Source organism: Streptomyces sp. NPDC056479, assembly GCF_042795335.1.
Lineage (GTDB): Bacteria > Actinomycetota > Actinomycetes > Streptomycetales > Streptomycetaceae > Streptomyces.
Map to the genome: position 1 here is coordinate 342,848 of NZ_JBHTRZ010000002.1, position 17,109 is coordinate 359,956.

A 17,109-nucleotide genomic window follows, 5' to 3' on the forward strand; every position below is an offset into this window, starting at 1 on the left:
TCACAGTCCGACGAAGCTCACCGTGTCCGTCATGTCCGCCCGCCCGGTACGCAGCGGCGGGACGCCCTCCTTCTCGAATCCCACCGCGACTCCGCAGAACAGCACGAGCCCGTGGTCGGCCCCGACCATCTCGCTGACGGTCCTGCGATACATCGTCCACATCACCTGGGGGCAGCTGTGCAGCCCTTCCGCCCTCAGCAACAGCATGACCGTCTGCAGGTACATCCCCGCGTCCCCCCACTGCCCTCGCCCCATCGTCCGGTCGAGGTAGCAGAAGAGCACGACCGGCGCTCCGAAGGCCTCCGAGTTCAAGGTGGCGATCTTCCTGGGCCTGTCGAGGTCGTCGCGCTCGATTCCCAGCGCTTCGTATCGCTGGGCGGCCGCGGCTGAGAAGCGGTCCAGATACGGCGATACCAGTTCGGCCGGGTACATCGGATACTCCCGCTCATCACCAGGGTCTCCCGCCCGTGCCCTGGCCGTCGCGCGCCGCTTCAGTTCGGCCAAGGGCTCGCCGGCCACGACGTACACAAGCCACGGCTGGAGGTTCCCACTCGAAGGAGCCCGCGAGGATGCGGCCAGCACGCGTTCGAGTACCTCCTTGGGCACCGGGTCATCGCGGAAGGCACGAACAGCTCGACGACTGTTCACGGCCTCATACACATCCACGTCTGATCGTCCTCTTGCTTCTCGGTGCGTCCCCTCACGCCACCGAAGAAACGCTCACAACATTCAGGCCATTTCACACCCCGGGCACCTCGGCCACACCCGCAACCGGCGAATAGCCCGCAAGACCCCTCACCTCCTCGACCGTGAAGCCCACTTGGCCAATCAAGCCAGTGATTCAATAGGCAATTTGGTCTGAATTGAAGCGATGCGAGTGCTTCATTCTTGTCCGCCCTGAAACAGAGGCAATAGGACGGGTACTTCGAGGCCTTCAGCACCACGACCACAAGGGAGACACACCATGCGACCGATGACACGCTGGGCAATGTCGGGAGTTCTGCTCACCGCAGCCGTGGCGGGGCCCTTGAGTACGCCCGCCCACAGTGCCCCCGCTTCGCTGTACGCCCCCTCGGCCCTGGTCCTCACCACCGGCCACGGCGAGAGCGCCGTCAGCGCGACCCCGGAGCGCGCGGTGACGCTGAACTGTGCGTACACCACTTCGGGGACTCACCCCGACTCGCGGCAGGCCTGTGCGGAACTGGATCGCGTGAACGGCGACCTCGACCGCCTGGCCACCCTCCGCGGAAATGACACGGGACGCCCCTGCACGAGGGAGTACCGGCCCGTTGTCGTCACCATCGTGGGTGTATGGCGGGGTACGCGCGTGAACTACGAGCACACATTCGCCAATTCATGCATCAAGGAAACTCAGGGAGCATCGGCATTCGCCTTCTGAGCCACCGTCATGCCGGGCCACGGCGATGGTGCCGCGGCCCGGCCGACGTGCCGTCAGGGAGCCCCCGGGGTCACTGGCTCCGAGAGGCGAGGTATTCCTCGACACCCGGCGCGGTGTGCGCCTCCTCCACGTTCACCGCGGCTCCGACCGCCTTGGCGTCCGGCTTCTGCACGTACGTCGAGGAACTCGCGGGCTGCGCCTTGTCGGAGAAGTCCTGCGCGGTGCCGAGGCCGACGTCGACGTTGGACTGGGCGCGGTGCGCCTTGACCACGTCCTCGCGGGCGAGGCTGCCGTTCTCGCAGGCCTTCTTCAGGTCGGCGCCCATGATCTGAGCGGCGTTGTAGCCGGAGAGAACTCCGGCATCGACCAGGGAGTCCGGGTACTTCTTCTTGTACGAGGCGACCATCTTGCGCACCCCGGCCAGGTCGGAGCTTGCGGCCGGTGCGGCGCTGACGATGTTCAGCATGGCGGTGAGGGCGGGCGCCGCCGGCGTCTTCATCAGCTGCGGCGCGTATCCGGGGGCGCTGCTGACGACGGGGACCTTCAGGCCGCGGGAGGCCGCGACGCCGACCAGCGAGGCGGTCTGGGCCGGTCCGGCACTGATCAGGATCGCCTTGACGCCCTCCTTTCGCAGCGCCGAGACCTGCGCGGACAGATCGGTGTCGGTGGCCTTGATCTTCTGTCCGACGACCTTCAGGCCCGCCTTCTTCCCGGCCCACTGCGAGCCTTCGAGCGCGTTGGCGCCGTAGTCACCCTCGAAGTAGACGTGACCGATCGTGTCGCCCTTCGCCAGCCCCTTGGTGCGGGTGAGGAAGTCGACCGCGGCGATCATGTCGATGTCATAGGTGGTGCCCAGGACTTGCACGGACTCCCGGTCGAGGAGGGAGGCGGCCCAGGCCTGCGGGAAGGTGAGCACCTTGTCCCGCTCGATGTCGTCGAGCAGGGCGGCCATCACGGGCGATCCGATGACCTGGGGCATCGCCACGACGTCCGCGGAGATGTCGGCGTAGGCGGTGACGGCCTTCTGGACGTCGTAGCCGTGGTCCTTGACGACGATTTCGACGCGGCGGTCGCAGATGCCGCCGTCGGCGTTGACCTCGTCGGCCCACATCTGCTGGGCCTGCACGATGCTCTTGCCGAGGGTCGCGTACGGGCCGGTGAGGTCCGTCAGGGCGCCGAGCTTGATGGTCTTGTCACTCACTCCGGGCCCGGTCTTGATGCCGTCGGCGCCGTCGCCCGCGCTGTCGGAGGAGTTGGCCTTGGAGCTGCATCCGGTGCCGGCGAGCAGGAGGGCGGCGAGGGCCGCGGCCAGGAGCGGCTTGGTGCGCGGTGCGGCGCGGTGCGTGTGGTCGTGCGTGGGCTTCACGGGGTGGGCTCCTTGGCTCGTACGGCTGGCGCGGGTGGCTGGGACGGGGAGGTGGCGTTCGAGGGTGGTGGTGCGGTCCGGGGCTTGCGCAGGCGGGCGCGCAGGCGCCGGACCAGGCCGTGCAGGCCGTCGGGGGCGAAGAGGAGGATCAGGACGATCGACGCTCCGTAGAGGTAGCGGGCCGCCTCGGTGGGGCCGACCGTGCCGCCGGTGGTGCCGGGGGCGGCCACCAGCGGGAGTTGATCGGCGTATCGGGTCATCAGCAGCGGCAGTGCCGTGACGAACACGGCGCCGACGGTGGCTCCGGCCACCGATCCGAGCCCGCCGATGACGATCATGGCGAGGTAGTCGACCGATAGGACGAGGCCGAAGTAGTCGGGCACCACGCGGCGGAAGGAGAGGGCGAGCATCACCCCGGCCAGGCCCGCGTACATGGACGACACCACGAAGGCCGCCGAGCGGTAGCGGGAGACGTCGACGCCCATCACCGCGGCCGCGGTCTCGCTGTCGCGCAGGGCCACCAGGGCGCGTCCGGGACGGCCGCGGAGCAGGCCTCTGGCGGTGAACCAGGTGAGCGCGAACAGCGCGAGCCCCAGGTACCACAGCCGTTCCTCGGCGCCGAACGGCACACCCAGCAGGGTCAGTTCGGAGTCGGCGGAGAAGGAGAAGCCGCCCACTTCCAGCGGTGGCACCGAACGGCCGTTGAATCCGCCGGTGACGGAGTCCGCGGTGAGCAGGACGTGGTGTCCGAGGAAGACCAGGGCGAGGGTGGCGACGCCGAGGTAGATGCCGCGCACCCGGCCGGCGACGGGGCTGAACAGGCCGCCCGCCGCTCCGGCGAGCAGGACCGCGAGTACGGCGGCCGGGGCGGTGGGCAACCCGGGTCCGGGCTCACCGGCCAGCCATACGTAGCCGTAGGCGCCCACGGCGAGGAAGAAGGCATGGCCGAGGGAGAGTTGGCCGGCGGTGCCGGACAGCAGGCCGAGGCCCACCGCCCCGACGGCCGCCGCCATCGCGAACAGGCCGATGCGCAGCCAGAACGCGTCGAGGTAGAACGGCAGCGCGCACAGGACGGTGACGGCGGCGAAGGTCCAGCCGAGGCGTACGGCGCGGGCGCGGGAGAGTCGCTCAGACACGGACCGCCGCCTTTCCGCCGAACAGCCCGGTGGGCCGCACCAGAAGGACCAGCACCATCACCGCGTAGGGGGCGACGTCGCCGAACCCCTCGCCCAGGACGTGGAGATCGGACTGGTAGCCCGCGACGAGCGCCTCGGTCAGGCCGATCAGCAGGCTGCCCGCGAGGGCGCCGGGCGGCGAGGCCATGCCGCCGAGGATCGCCGCCGGGAACGCCTTCAGGGCGATCTGTCCCGTGGTGCGCTCCAGGCCGGGCGCCGGGAACGCGGCGAGGAAGACCGCCGCGAGGGCCGCCAGCGCACCGGCCAGGCACCAGGCGAGCGTGCGCACCCGCACCAGCCGTACGCCCATCAGGGCGGCCGCCTCGACGTCCTCGGCCGAGGCGCGCAGCGACAGGCCCCAGGAGGTGTACCGGAACAGGGCGAAGACACCGGCGATGACCACGGTGGAGACCACGATCGCGGCGATGCGGCTGTCGGCGACGGTCACCGGACCCAGCCCGCTGACCGAGTCGCCCCACGGGTCGCCGAGCGTGAGCAGGTCGCCGCCGATGCGCCGCGACAGGTCGGTGAGGATGACGATGTCGACGCCGATGGTGACGATGGTCTGCACATGGGCGGCGTGCGGGTCCGCTCCCCCGCCGGCCTGGAGCAGGAAGCGGTCCATGGCCCCGGCCACGGCCGCGGTCACCAGGACGGACACCGCGAGGGCCGCCGCGAAGCCGAGGTCGTCGTGGAGTACCGCGGTGAGATAGCCGCCGAGCAGGAGCAGCGAGCCGTGGGCGAAGTTCATCACCCCGGACGCCTTGAAGATGATCACGAAGCCGAGGGCGACGAGGGCGTAGACCGCGCCGAGGGCGAGGCCGTTGAAGACGTTGTCCAGGAAGGTGGTCATGCCGCGTCCTCCTCTTCGGCCCCGGTGCCGAGGTAGGCGCGCAGCACTTCCGGGTCACTGCGGACCTCGTCCGGGGTGCCGTGCGCGATGACCCGGCCGAAGTCGAGGACGGTGACCTCGTCGGCGAGCCGCATCACCAGCCCCATGTCGTGCTCCACCAGCACTACGGACAGGCCGAGTTCGGCACGTACGGCGTGTACGACCTGCGCCGTGCGGGCGCGCTCGGCCGCGTTCATCCCGGCGACCGGCTCGTCCAGCAGCAGGACGCTGGGTTCCAGGCACAGGGCGCGGGCGAACTCCACTCGCTTGCGGTCGCCGTAGGAGAGCAGGGCGACCGGGCTTTCGAAGTGCTGTGCCAGACCGGTGAGTTCGGCGATCTCGCGGGCGCGGTCGAGGTGTTCGCGCTGTTCGCGCCGTGCGTGGGGCAGGCGCAGCGCGCTGGCGGCGAATCCGGCCCGGGACAGGACATGGCGGCCGAGCATCAGGTTGTCGGCGACCGTGCCCTGGGTGGTAACGATGTTCTGGAAGGTGCGGGCGACGCCGAGGGCGGCGATGCGGTGTGGGGCGAGCCGGGTCAGTTCGGCGTCGCCGAGGCGTACGGCCCCGGCGGCCGGGCGGCACAGCCCCGACAGCACGTTGAAACAGGTCGACTTGCCCGCTCCGTTGGGTCCGATGAGTGCGTGGATCGAGCCCGGGGCGACGGTGAAGGACACCGCGTCCAGGGCGGTGAGCCCGGCGAACCGGACTGTCACGTCCGTCACGGCGAGTTCGGGCGGTGCGGTGGCGCGGACGGTCACGCGGCTCCCTGCCCCTCGGTGGTTCCGGCGGCCTTGGCGACCTCGCTGGTCTCCGTGTCCGAGGTGGTCTCCGTGGTGTTTGTGGTCCTCATGGTCTCTGTGGTGTCCATGACCTCTGGGGTCTCCATGGCCTCTGTGGCGTCCATGGCCTCTGGGGTCTCGCCCAGGTACAGGCGCCGTACGGCGTCGGTGCGGGCGAGTTCGTCGGCGGGCCCGGAGAGGCGGACCTCTCCGACCTCCAAGACGTGGGCGGTGTCGGCGAGGGACAGTGCCATGCCCGCGTTCTGCTCGACCAGCAGGACTGCGGTGCCCTGGGTGTTGATCTCGCGGACGACCTCGGCGATCCGGTACACCATCTGCGGGGCGAGGCCCAGGGAGGGCTCGTCGAGCAGGAGCAGTCGCGGTGCGGCCATCAGGGCGCGGCCGATGGCGAGCATCTGCTGCTCGCCGCCGGAGAGCAGACCGGCCGCCTGCCGGGTGCGCTCGGCCAGTCGCGGGAAGAGCGCGAAGACCCGGTCCCGGGCCTCGGCGACCTGAGCGGGGCGGCGCCGTCCGAGACCGAGACCGCCGCTGCGCAGGTTCTCGTCGACGGTGAGCCCGGCGAAGACCCGGCGGCCCTCGGGGACCTGGACGACTCCGGCGCGCACCGCGGCGACCGGGTCACGCCCGTCGAGTTCCGTGGTGCCGTAGCGGATACGGCCGGCCGTGATCGCGCCGCGGTGCAGGCGCAGGGTGCCCGACACCGCCCGCAACAGGGTCGTCTTGCCCGCGCCGTTGGCGCCGAGCAGGGCGACGACCGTGCCGTGCGGGACGGTCAGGGACACGGAACGAAGGGCGGACAGGGCGCGGCCGTAGGTCACGTCGAGGCCCTCGACGTACAGGGCGGGCTCTTCGTCCGGTGGTGCTTCGGGCATCACGACTCCTCGGATCCGTGCCGTCGGGCACGGGTGCTTCGGGGGGAGGGGCAGCCCACGACAGCACGGGGTCGGGCGGGCGGTACAGGTGTTCGGGCGAGGTCGCTGCGTGGTCCCAACGCAGGTGGCCGGGGGTTGTGCGGGTGCCCAGGGGCAGTGGTGCCGAAGGCCGGGCCACGGATCGGCGGGGCGGGCGCGTGTGCACTCGGGCGAGCGGGTGCGCATGCACTCAGGCGAGGGGGCACGCGTGCACTCAACGGGGCGGTGCCAAACAGCCGTTCGCGGCGCTCGTTCCCGCGCCGGCCGGACGCCCCGCGGGTCCGCGCACGGAGCCGCTTCCCCTAGAGGCCGTGCAGGATGGTGGTCCGGCGGCCCCGGTACTCCTCTTCCGTGATCGCGCCGGCCGCGCGCAACTGGTCCAGCGTCCCCAGGCGGGCAGCGATGTAATCGGCAGACCCGAGGGTGCGCGCGGGCTGTGCCTCAGGGCGCAGCGCGCCGGCCGAGATCCGTTGCCCCAGCAGATCGGCGAGTGCCTTCCCCTGATCTCTCGGCACCTGCCTGATCTCGGTCCTGTCGCCCGATGCGATCACACTGAGCGTCCCCATCAGCAGGCCGCCGGACCACTGCACAGAGCTGATCCGGCTGTACGGAAAGTCCTCCACCTGCTGCGACAACACGCCGTGGGAGTAGAAGACCAGCCGCTGATTCGTCATGGCCAGCAGCCCGTTGCCTCTGCCATAGCCCCCTGTGGCGAGCATCTCGACCGTCTCGCCCTCGAGCAACACATCGGGCAACCGCTGTATCTCACGCCTCACGCCGAAGGAGAACACCCGGAAGGCCACCGCGTTGATCCGCGCCACCAGGCCCACACGCACCCAGGGCCGCCGCAGGTGCTCGATGGGTCCACGCGGCCTTTCCCTGAAAGCCATGGTGCCTCCAGCCGACCGGTCCCCTCCCCCGAGTGCATCACCCGGACCGGTCACGCGCATCTCCGACAGGTGTACCGCGCGCGTGCCGGCGGAATACCCGGTCAGCCGCGCAGCAGCCGCCGTGCCGTCAGGGCGAGGCTGATCTCCACCACGTCCGCCGGGCGTGCCAGTGAGCGGCCGGTGAGCTGCTCGCAGCGGCGAAGCCGGTTCAGGACGGTGTTTCGGTGGCAGTACAGGCGCTCACCTGCACGCTGGGCGGAGCCGTCGCACACGAACCAGGCGGCCAGGGTGTCCAGCAGTACGTCCCGGTCGGCCGGCTCCAGCCGCAGCAGGGGGCCGAGAACCTGCTCGGTGAGGGTCGCCCCCAGCTCCGGACAGGAGATCACCAGAGCCTCGGGCAGATGCTCGGTGAGCCGCACCGTGCCGCCCTCGGGCCCGCAGATGCTCAGGGCCAGGTCGGACAGGCGCCGGGCGTCGCCCACCGCGGCCAGTCCCGCCACGGCGCTGCCGACGCCGATCCGGCCGCAGGACGTGCCGTCGGCGGTCAGGCCCAGCGCCTCCACGGGGTCGCGGTCGTCCCCCTTGTTCCCCTCGTCCCCTTCATCGCCGACCAGGACGATGCCGTAGTCCACTTCCACTCCTGAGTGCCAGTACACGTGCGGGGCGGGCGGTACGGCTGCGGCGCGGACGCCCATGGGGAGCTGCGGCCGGGCGCCGGCGACCGCGACGACGACGTACCGGCCGTGCTCCGGCAGGCGCAGTCCCTCGGCCGTCTCGGGCAGGTCGGCGATCCGGCTCGTGCCGTCCAGGAGGGCCGCCGCGAGCAGCCGTACCCGGTTCTCGCGCCGCCAGGCCAGTTGCCGCTCGGCCTGCCGGTAGGCGTCGGCCACGAGGCTGCAGTGCTCGTCGACGAATTCCCACACGTCGGTGGCCACGTGCACGAGGAGCCGGATGTCCTCGGGCGCCGAGCGGGAGGTCTCCTCCACCAGCCGCTGCCACACCAGGGACCCGCCCACCCGGAACGCGTGCAGCAGGGCGTCCAGCGGCAGCCCCTGCTCGGCCCGGGCGACGCCGATCCGCCAGGTGCAGCGGTGGGCGGCGTCGCGGGTGCCCCGCGGATCGAGCAGCGAGGTCACGCTGTGCCGCAGCGAGCGGTGCACCTCCTCCCAGGTGCCGGAGTGATCGTTCTCCAGGGCGGTCCGGTACGCCGGTTCCTGCTCGCTCAGGACCGCCAGGAGCCGGTCGGTCAGCTCCGGCAGGTCGTCGAGCAGGACGCGGGCCGCCCGGTGCAGGACACGCAGCGCGTCCGCGTCGATCAGCGATCGGATGCGACGTGTCCGCGGCTGTGGAACGGGCTTCGGCCCGGTGCTGATCCTCGTGCGTGCGCGTACGGCAGGATGCATCGCGGTCCTCCCCCAACCTCGGCGTCCCGGCAGTGCTCCGGCACCGGGCCGGCTCAGCGGTGTCCGGCGGGGTGCGCTGCCCGTGCGACGGTCGTCACCCGACTCGTCCTGCCTCGAAGGATGGCATACCGTCCGGTCGGTCCCTAGGGTCGTGCAACGGCATTCTTCCGTGCGGACCACCGAGATCCTCTCGTTGACTGCTGGGCTCACCCGGCCGGGCGGAGGTTCAGCGGCTCTCCTGGTCGACCATGCGTGCCAGTTCGATGCGGGAGCGTACGCCGAGGGCGGCGAAGACGTTGCGCAGGTGGTAGTCGACCGTGCGAGTGCTGACGGCCAGCCGCTGGGCCACCTCCCGGTTGGTGGCGCCCTCGGCCACGTGCCGTGCGATGCGCAGCTGCTGTGGCGTCAGCCGCGACAGCCCTCCGGCCGCCTGGGTCATGGGCGCGGCTCCGTTGGCCCGCAGCTCACCGCGCGTCTGGTCGGCCCAGGCGAAGGCACCGCAGCGTTCGAAGCCGACCAGGGCGGCTCCGAGCCGGCTACGAGCCTCCCGCAGTCGGCGCCGCCGCCGCAGCCATCGGCCGTACAGGAGCTCCGTGCGGGCGCGTTCGAAGTCCCCGCCCGTTTCGTCGTGCAGGGCGAGCGCGCGCAGGTAGAGGTCGTCGGCGCAGTCCCCGGGAGCGAGTAGCGCACGGCAGCGGGCGAGCTGGGCGGGGGCGTGCGGGTCGGCGCCGAACGCCGCCCACAGGGCGAGGTCGGTGACGACCGTCGGTGCCTCCGCCGGGTGCCCGGCGAGCACCGTGGCCTCGACGAAGCAGGGCACGGCGAGCATCCACACGGCGAAGTGACCGCGCCGGGGACTCGGCCCGACGAGCGGGCCCAGCCGGTCGGCGGCCTCCAGGGGACGGCCGCGGGCCAGGTCGGCGCGGGCGACGGCCCACTCGGCCAGGGTCGCCGCCTGGGCCAGGCCATGGCGGCGGGCGGTGGTCAGGGCGGCCGAGGCATGGCCGGCGACCACACCGGTGTCACCCTCGATCGAGGCCGCCAGGGCGAGCATCGCGTGGTGACTCGCCGCCGTATTGCGGTGCCCGGCCGCCAGCGCGACCCGCACGCCCTCCTCGGCGTGGGCGCGCGCCTGCGCGTGGCGGCCGGCGCGCAGTTCGCCGTAGGCCAGGTACTCCAGAGCCCTGGCCTCGAACGCGGCAGCGTCCGCGGTGCGCGCCGACGCGAGGGCGCGGGCTCCTGCGGTGCGGGCTGCGCGGACGTCCCCGAGCAGCAGTGCCGCCGCCGCGGCGCGCAACAGCCGCTCGGGCCGGTCATCCGTGCACGCACGGTCCAGCACGCGCCGCAGCGGCTCGACGGCGAGTTCCGGACGCCCGGTCAGCAGGGCGTACATGCCGTCTCGGTAGTCCCGCACGAACGCGTCGCGGGGCCATCCGGCACGCGGCGAACCGTCCTCATCGAGGGATACCGCGGGGTCCGTGGCCTCGGGCGTCGACGGGTGGTCGGCGCCCAGCGTGCTCAGGCACGCCGTGATGTCCCCCGCCGCCCAGGCGGCGTCCACTGCGCAGAGGCGGGCGGCCTCGGCCTGCTCGGGGGCGTCGGCGGCCAACAGGGACTCGGCGAGCAGCAGGGACTCGCGGGCGTCGTCCACCGGCCCGTCCAACAACTGCCGTCTGCCACGGGCGAGTTCGAGATGGCCGCGATCGACGACGACCGACCCGGCGCTGTCTTCTCCGTTCCGGCTCCGTAAGCGGGGAGCCGTCCGCACACTGCTCCTGTCTCCGGTCATTCCCGGGACGCTACTTGCGCGTAACGAGGACCGGAAGACTGACGTCCACGCCTCCAGGCGCACAAATCGGGGGTGTCACCTGCGTGTTGGCCGCGCACGGTGGCTGGGCGGACTGTGCGCCCGTCCAACCACCTGCCGTCGCGACAGTGCCCGGGCACAACACCGGCGCCGGAACGCCGGGCGGCGTCAGGAGGTGTGCGGGCAGTTGCCCCGGTACTCCTCGATGGTCAGGCTCGGTCGGGGCAGCGGGCACAGGAACTGTTCGTAGCGGGTGTCGTTGTCGATGAACCGCTTGAGCCAGGAAATGCTGTACTTCGCGATCGTCGTGTTCGACGAGTTGGGCGTGAAGTGGGTCGCCGAGTTCAGCTCCAGGTATCCGCGGTCGAGCGAGGAGGACAGGCTGGAGTAGAACGGTTCGGCGTGGGAGGCGACCGGGGCGACGGTGTCGCCGTCGGCTCCGAAGATCAGGGTCGGCGTGGTGACCTCGGGCCAGGTCTTGTCGAGGTTCCACGGGGTCAGCGGAATGGCCGCCTGCAGTGCCGGACGCGACTTGGCGGCCTCCAGGCTGCCCCCGCCGCCCATCGAGTGGCCCATGACACCCAGGCGGCCGGCGTCGATGCGGCTGCGTACCGAACTGCGCTCGGTGAGATGGTCCAGGGCGGCCAGCAGTTGACGGCCGCGGGAGTCGGGCTGATCGAGGGTGGTGAGCGTGTCGATGGTGAACACCACGAAGCCCTGCGAGGCCAGGCGCGGTCCCAGCCACGAGATCGACGACTCGTAGGCGGTGTAGCCGGGCGAGATGGCCACGGCGCCGAAGGTGCCGTCGCTGGTACTGGTCGGGTAGTAGATGGTGCCGCCGCCGAATCCGGTGACGGACAGCGAGGAGACGGACGTCTGCGACACGGCGTACGGGCCGCGCAGCGCCTCGATGCTGGACGTGGTGGGGGCCGGGCCGCGCTCGTAGGGGTTGTCCGCCGCGTGGGCGCCCGGGCTGGTCAGGGTTCCGAGGCCGACGACCGCCGCAAGGGCCGCGGCGGCACCGGCCAGTCGCCCGGTCCGGCGCCGGGGAGAGCCGGAGGCATGCGTCCGTGAGGTGGTGTGGGAGTGGAGCTGCACGACGAGTCGTCCTCTCTGTCGTGGCGGGCGGCCCGTGCCGCGGACACGCGAGACATGGGGCGTCGGTCGCGCGCCCGCCGTGGGGCACCGCCGTCGGGCTGGCCGTGCCACTGTCGGGGACCGGCTGCGGCGCGCGGACCGGCAATGTCACCGGTCTTGTGTCGCCGCCTTCGGACGGACTCGGTCGCCACCTCCAACCAGACTCGAACGAACGTGCCATACGCGGCGTACCCTGACATAGCAGTGGCGGACAGACGTCACCCGGAACAGGGCGCACGCGATGATCCCTTCCCGACCCCCGGTCACCGAGCCGGACCCCTCCGCGCTCATCTGCGGCGGCGAACAGGTAGGTCCGTGCGCTGTATGCCATCGCAAGACCCAGAGGTACGGCCGTGGCGGTTCTCCGCTGTGCCACTGGTGCATGGCAGCGGCGAGGGCGAAGTGGGGCCCGAACGTGCGCTACGTCAGCACGCGCACCTGACAGCCGCGGCCTGTGACGGCAACTCGGGCCGCAGCGCACCCGGCCCAGCCGGCGATCCGGCGCCGGGCAACGGACACGGTCCCGAACGGAGTCCGCTCGAGGTCGCAATGTGACGCGATGTGACGCCACCATCCGGTCCGAGCCCCTCCCCCCAACACCCGCAGCCTCGTCGGGCACGGCCTCCACCACCCGTGACAGGGCCGCGTGTGTGGCGGCCGAGCCGGGGCATCCGGATTGCCGGGAGGTATACATGGACACGAGTGCGTTGGCATCGACTGGTCGGTTCCGGGCCCGACGGGCGGCGCGTGGTTCGGTCATCGAGTGGGCCGCACGGGCCGGGCTCACCGCCCGGGGCGTCATCTACCTGCTCGTCGGTGTCCTGGCGCTGCAGATCGCCTTCGGTGACACGAACCAGCAGGCCGACCGCGGCGGGGCCTTGGCGGAACTGTCGCAGAAGCCGTTCGGCGCGGTGCTGCTGTGGGCGCTGGGCATCGGACTGGCCGGCATGGCCCTGTGGCGGTTGTCCGAGGCACTGTTCGGCTCCGTCGGCAAGGACGGACGCAGCGCACGCAAGCGGCTGCTGGCGACCGTCCGCTTCGGGTTCTACGTCTTCGTCGCCTATTCCGTGCTGTCGTTCGCGGTGAACCGGGACCAGAGCGGCGGCGGATCCAGCGACCAGCAGTCGCGGGACGCCACCGCCATGGCGCTGGAGATACCCGCCGGTCAGTGGTTGGTCGGGGCGGCAGGGATCGCCGTCGTCGTGGCCGGTGGCTGGATCGCCGTACGGGCGGTCCTGCGCAAGTATCACGACGATCTCAGGCTGGGACGGATGAGCCACCGGACACGGCGGCTGGTGGACGTCACCGGCGTGGCCGGGGGCGCCGCGCGTGGGCTGGTGTTCGCAGTGGCCGGCGTCTTCGCCGTCCGCGCGGCCATCGAATACGAGCCCGACCAGGCCAAGGGGCTGGACGACACCCTGCGCACCTTCGTCGACACCCCGCTCGGCCCCTGGCTACTGGTCTGCGTCGCGTCCGGTCTGGTGCTGTTCGGTGTGTTCTCCTTCACGATGGCCCGCTGGCGACGTGTCTGAATCGCATTCTTCGGGAACCCGGGTCCGCATGACTGAATCCGAGATTCCGCATGGCGACGGACGGCCCGTAGACCTGTACCTGGAGTTCCTGCGCATCCGGATGGAAACGGAGGACTACCGCCTCCTGCTGGGTGTGGTGGAACCGATCCTCAAGGCGATCGACGAGGAGCGCCTCTCCAGCCTCGACCTCCCGGTCGACTCAGGGACCGGCGACGAGCTGTCCCAGGAGATCCGCGACGAGGCCGCCCTCGTCATCGCCACGGCCGCCACCGGCCGCCTCGACAACGAAGTGATCGAGATCGACGTCGACGAGACCGGTCCGGTCCGGATCGTCACAGACGCGACCACCGCTTCCGACCCCGAGCGCCTCGACGAGATCGCCGACTGCATCAGGGAACGGCACAAGCAAACCGAAGAGCTGCGCGGCATCGCCGAGGCGAGCGGGCTGCCCAGCGACTTCTGAGTCATCATCCTTCGCACCTGCACAGGCGCGGGGGTTCAATCAGCCGATTCCCGGTCGTCGGAGTAGATGACCAGTGTCTGTTCCGGCTGTTCGGCCAGGTGGAATGCGGTGTACGCGAAATCGGTCACCCCGCGTCCCGGACGCCGTAGCCGTTTCCGTCCGCCGTGCCGGGCCTGGACGTCGTACAGCGGCCACCAGGCGCGTGCTTCCGGGCTGCCCGCGTTCAGCTCGTCGATCAGCCGGGTGTACCGGGGGTCGCCGGGGTGGCGTCCGGCCAAGGTCCTCAGCCGGGCGAGCAGCCCGCGTGCCTCGAGTTCCCAATCGACCAGCACGGCCCGCGCGGCAGGTTCGAGGAACACCCAGCGGACGAAGTTCGCCGGCCGGTCCACCGCCGCGGTGAGGTGCGGGAAGAGCTCGTCGGCCGCCCGGTTGCAGCTGAGCACGTCGTAATTGCCGCCGATGATGTACGCCGGATGCGGCTGGAGCAGCAGCGGGACGGCCGCCACCTCGGCGGTGAGCGGCTCGGGTTCCTCGGTTTCGGCCTCAGACGCGTGACCGGCGAGCTCAAAGAGATGACCACGCTCGTACCGGTCGAGGCGCAGCGTGGAGGCCAGAGCGTCGAGTACCTGGTCCGAGGCGCGGATGTCCCGGCCCTGCTCGAGGTACGTGTACCAGGTGGCGCTGATCCCGGCGAGCAGCGCGAGTTCTTCCCGGCGCAGACCCGGGGTCCGTCGTCGGCCCGTGGGCGGCAGTCCGACTTGGTCAGGGGTGATCCGCTCTCTGCGGCTGCGAAGGAAGGCGCCCAGCTCACGGCGTTGAATCGGCTGCTTCTGCATGATGGATGGCATCCCTGGTCCCAGAATAAACAGGCTCTGGATACCAGGCTAAATCCCTCACAGACTGGATCCCGAGTGGGAGATGCAGCTCTCACCGACGAGAGGGATGAGGCGGACATCGTGTCGGGAATCGATGGCAAGGTCGTGGCGATCACGGGAGCCAGCAGTGGCATCGGCGAGGCGACCGCGCTGCTGCTGGCCGAGCGGGGCGCGCGGCTCGTCCTGGGTGCGCGCCGGTCCGAGCGTCTCGCGGAGCTGGTGGCGCGGATCGAGAAGTCGGGCGGCACGGCAGTGCAGATCCGCACGGACGTGACGCGACGCGACGACCTGCAGGCCCTGGTCGCACTGGCCGGCGAGCGATTCGGCCGGCTCGACGTGCTGGTCAGCAACGCGGGGGTCGGCACGGTCTCGCCTCTGGACGATCTGCGGGTCGACGAGTGGGACCAGATGGTCGACGTCAACGTGAAGGGCGTGCTGCACGGAATCGGCGCGGCGTTGCCGGTCTTCCGGGCCCAGGGCGCGGGCCACTTCATCACCATCGCCTCCACGGCCGCATTTCGTATCGTGCCGACCATGGCGGTCTACGCCGGTACGAAGTTCGCGGTCCGCGCCATCTGCGAAGGCCTGCGTCAAGAGGCCGGTGATTCTCTGCGGGTGACCACTGTCTCGCCCGGCGTGGTAGGGACCGACTTCGCCGAGGCATCTACGAATCCCCAGGTCCGAGAGCAGATCACGGAAATGCGGGACCAGATCGCGATCCCGCCCGAGGCGATCGCCCAAGCCATCGCGTTCGCCGTCGAGCAGCCCGCGACCGTCGACGTGAACGAGATCGTGGTCCGGCCCACCGCCCAGAACTGACCCGCTCAGTTCCGAGCCCCTTGATTCTTCACAGGCGGAAGGTAGTGTCCGCACGTGCGTTGATCTTCCGGGCGTCGGCCAAGCGCCGTCGCGGATGGTACTGGGGACCCGGTCAGCAGGGGCCCGCCAGTCGGCATGCCCGTCCCAACGCCACCGGAGATCACGTAATGACTGCTCAGCAGCCGCTCCTCTACGACGCGTTCATCGAACTCGCCGCCGCCGACCCGGCTGTCGTCGGACTCGTACTCAAGGGCTCCCAGGCCCATGAGGGCATGAGCACCGAATACTCCGATCACGACCTGTACGTCGTCCTTGCCGAGGGCGCGGCAACGACTCTGGCCCGGCATGCGGAGCACCGCACCCCCCAGCTCGACCTCGTCATCCTCACCTTGGACGAGTTCCGCGCCGCCGGAATGCCGGGCTTCGAGCGGTACGCCCTCGCCCGTGCCCAGATCCTGCTCGACCGGCTGGACGGAGGCATCGCCCAGATCCTGGCGGCCAAGGCACACCTCGACGCCGATGAAGCGTTTCGGGACGCGGGTGAGTGGCTGGACGCCTACGCCAACTCCCTTTACCGCTCCATCAAGAACGACCGTGACGGGCATGCGCTCGCGGCCCGCCTCGATGCCGTCGACAGCATGAGGTTTCTGCTGGAACTGCTTTTCACTCTCGACCGCCGACCCCGTCCCTACAACAAGTACCTGGAGTGGGAGCTCCGCCGATTCCCGCTGCCCGGCTGGAACACCCGCAAGCTGCTCGACGATGTGGACCGCATCTCAAGAACGGGTGACGCGCCCGCACAGCGCGGCCTCTTCGCCGATGTCGAGCTGCAAGCCCGGCGGGCCGGGCACGGCGCCGTGCTGGACGCATGGGGCGAGGACCTGGACCTGATGCGACCGCGGTAGGCGTGCGACACGGATACGCCCGCTCATCCACTTCGGCGCGGCACAAGCTTGCACCACAAGCCTTACGCCAGTTCCCGCAATCCGTTCTCCAGCAGCGCGAACGCGTACTCCGCATCGGAGACCGCCCCCGCGGAGCGGGCGTCGGCCGACTCCCCGTGCACCAGGCGGTCGGCGTTGTCCTGGGCGAGAGCCCAGTGGACCCCGACGATCTGGACGGAGGCGAGCCGTGCGGTGAGTTCGGGAGTGTCAGCCGTCTCCCGCAACGCCTGCGCCAGTGCCCGTTCGGCAACGGCCTTGAACCGTTCCATCCGGGCCGCCAGGGACGGTGCGTCGAGGATCATGCGGTGGAGCTTGCGCACCTGCGGGTGGTCGTTGAGGCCGGTGATCGGGTCCCGTTCGCGTAGGCCCTTGAGGAAGTGCTCGCGCACTGCCGTCAGCGGGGCCGTGCCGGTCGGGCGGGCCCGTACGACACGCGCGATCTCACTCTCGTGGTCGGCGAGGCGGTGCAGGACCAGGTCTTCCTTGGTCGGGAAGTACGCGAAGAGTGTCCGCTTGGACACCTCGGCCGCCTCGGCCACCTGGGCCACCGAGACCTGGTTGAAGCCGTGTTCGAGGAAGAGCGTGATCGCCGCGTCGGAAATGGCCGCGCGAGTCCGCTGCTTCTTTCGTTCCCGTAGCCCTGGCTTGCCGTCCACGGCGCCCACCCTAACAGATCACTACCCCGAGGCTATATCT

General features: G+C 70.7%; 15 protein-coding genes and 2 pseudogenes. 5 read left to right on the forward strand and 12 right to left on the reverse strand.

Features of this window, described 5'->3' with window-relative positions:
• On the reverse strand, window positions 1-666 hold the full coding sequence (locus ACFQ6S_RS07845) for a nitroreductase (protein ID WP_383404885.1): 666 nt from the start codon (window positions 664-666) through the stop codon (window positions 1-3).
• 298 nt (window positions 667-964) lie between these two features.
• Here ACFQ6S_RS07845 and ACFQ6S_RS07850 point away from each other — a divergent pair, with 298 nt between their 5' ends.
• Entirely contained in the window at window positions 965-1,399 is a 435-nt protein-coding gene (locus ACFQ6S_RS07850) for a subtilase-type protease inhibitor (RefSeq protein WP_383404887.1), read from the forward strand.
• 70 nt (window positions 1,400-1,469) lie between these two features.
• Here the strand turns inward: ACFQ6S_RS07850 and ACFQ6S_RS07855 are convergent, their stop codons facing one another.
• From ACFQ6S_RS07855 to ACFQ6S_RS07895, 9 genes and pseudogenes are all read right to left on the reverse strand, one after another.
• Entirely contained in the window at window positions 1,470-2,765 is a 1,296-nt protein-coding gene (locus ACFQ6S_RS07855; protein WP_383404889.1) for an ABC transporter substrate-binding protein, read from the reverse strand.
• Window positions 2,762-3,901, reverse strand: coding sequence for a branched-chain amino acid ABC transporter permease (locus tag ACFQ6S_RS07860; RefSeq protein WP_383404891.1), 1,140 nt, complete (start codon window positions 3,899-3,901; stop codon window positions 2,762-2,764). Before ACFQ6S_RS07860 ends, ACFQ6S_RS07855 begins: the two co-directional genes overlap by 4 nt.
• Complete coding sequence (locus ACFQ6S_RS07865; RefSeq protein WP_383404893.1) at window positions 3,894-4,793, reverse strand: branched-chain amino acid ABC transporter permease; 900 nt, start codon at window positions 4,791-4,793, stop codon at window positions 3,894-3,896. The genes ACFQ6S_RS07860 and ACFQ6S_RS07865 overlap by 8 nt, the downstream gene beginning before the upstream one ends.
• Complete coding sequence (locus ACFQ6S_RS07870; RefSeq protein WP_383404895.1) at window positions 4,790-5,590, reverse strand: ABC transporter ATP-binding protein; 801 nt, start codon at window positions 5,588-5,590, stop codon at window positions 4,790-4,792. The genes ACFQ6S_RS07865 and ACFQ6S_RS07870 overlap by 4 nt, the downstream gene beginning before the upstream one ends.
• Before the next feature lie 137 nt (window positions 5,591-5,727).
• Window positions 5,728-6,504, reverse strand: a pseudogene (locus tag ACFQ6S_RS07875) (ABC transporter ATP-binding protein); the annotation flags it as partial.
• A gap of 341 nt (window positions 6,505-6,845) precedes the next feature.
• Window positions 6,846-7,433: a PH domain-containing protein gene (locus ACFQ6S_RS07880; RefSeq protein ID WP_383404897.1), complete on the reverse strand. Its 588-nt coding sequence runs from the start codon at window positions 7,431-7,433 to the stop codon at window positions 6,846-6,848.
• A gap of 101 nt (window positions 7,434-7,534) precedes the next feature.
• On the reverse strand, window positions 7,535-8,836 hold the full coding sequence (locus ACFQ6S_RS07885; RefSeq protein WP_383404899.1) for a helix-turn-helix domain-containing protein: 1,302 nt from the start codon (window positions 8,834-8,836) through the stop codon (window positions 7,535-7,537).
• Between the two features lie 226 nt (window positions 8,837-9,062).
• Window positions 9,063-10,547, reverse strand: a pseudogene (locus tag ACFQ6S_RS07890) (LuxR C-terminal-related transcriptional regulator); the annotation flags it as partial.
• Window positions 10,548-10,811: 264 nt separating this feature from the next.
• The gene (locus ACFQ6S_RS07895; RefSeq protein WP_383404901.1) at window positions 10,812-11,741 is read right to left on the reverse strand and encodes an alpha/beta hydrolase; all 930 of its coding nucleotides are present in this window, start codon (window positions 11,739-11,741) and stop codon (window positions 10,812-10,814) included.
• A 731-nt stretch (window positions 11,742-12,472) separates the two neighbouring features.
• Here ACFQ6S_RS07895 and ACFQ6S_RS07900 point away from each other — a divergent pair.
• Window positions 12,473-13,312 carry a DUF1206 domain-containing protein gene (locus ACFQ6S_RS07900; protein ID WP_383404903.1) on the forward strand — a complete coding sequence of 280 codons (840 nt, stop codon included), beginning with the start codon at window positions 12,473-12,475 and terminating at the stop codon, window positions 13,310-13,312.
• Between the two features lie 28 nt (window positions 13,313-13,340).
• Window positions 13,341-13,775: a hypothetical protein gene (locus ACFQ6S_RS07905; RefSeq protein WP_383404904.1), complete on the forward strand. Its 435-nt coding sequence runs from the start codon at window positions 13,341-13,343 to the stop codon at window positions 13,773-13,775.
• Between the two features lie 35 nt (window positions 13,776-13,810).
• Here the strand turns inward: ACFQ6S_RS07905 and ACFQ6S_RS07910 are convergent, their stop codons facing one another.
• A complete protein-coding gene (locus ACFQ6S_RS07910; protein ID WP_383404906.1) occupies window positions 13,811-14,611 on the reverse strand; it encodes a helix-turn-helix transcriptional regulator in 801 nt (266 codons plus the stop codon).
• Window positions 14,612-14,731: 120 nt separating this feature from the next.
• Here ACFQ6S_RS07910 and ACFQ6S_RS07915 point away from each other — a divergent pair, with 120 nt between their 5' ends.
• Together ACFQ6S_RS07915 and ACFQ6S_RS07920 are read left to right on the forward strand one after the other, a co-directional pair.
• On the forward strand, window positions 14,732-15,469 hold the full coding sequence (locus tag ACFQ6S_RS07915) for an SDR family oxidoreductase (protein WP_383404908.1): 738 nt from the start codon (window positions 14,732-14,734) through the stop codon (window positions 15,467-15,469).
• A 167-nt stretch (window positions 15,470-15,636) separates the two neighbouring features.
• Window positions 15,637-16,374: a hypothetical protein gene (locus tag ACFQ6S_RS07920; RefSeq protein ID WP_383404910.1), complete on the forward strand. Its 738-nt coding sequence runs from the start codon at window positions 15,637-15,639 to the stop codon at window positions 16,372-16,374.
• Between the two features lie 62 nt (window positions 16,375-16,436).
• On the opposite strand, the gene ACFQ6S_RS07925 is transcribed toward ACFQ6S_RS07920, so the two are convergent.
• Window positions 16,437-17,069 (reverse strand): TetR/AcrR family transcriptional regulator, encoded by a 633-nt coding sequence (locus ACFQ6S_RS07925; protein WP_383404912.1) that lies wholly within the window; start codon window positions 17,067-17,069, stop codon window positions 16,437-16,439.
• Between the last annotated feature and the right edge of the window lie 40 nt (window positions 17,070-17,109).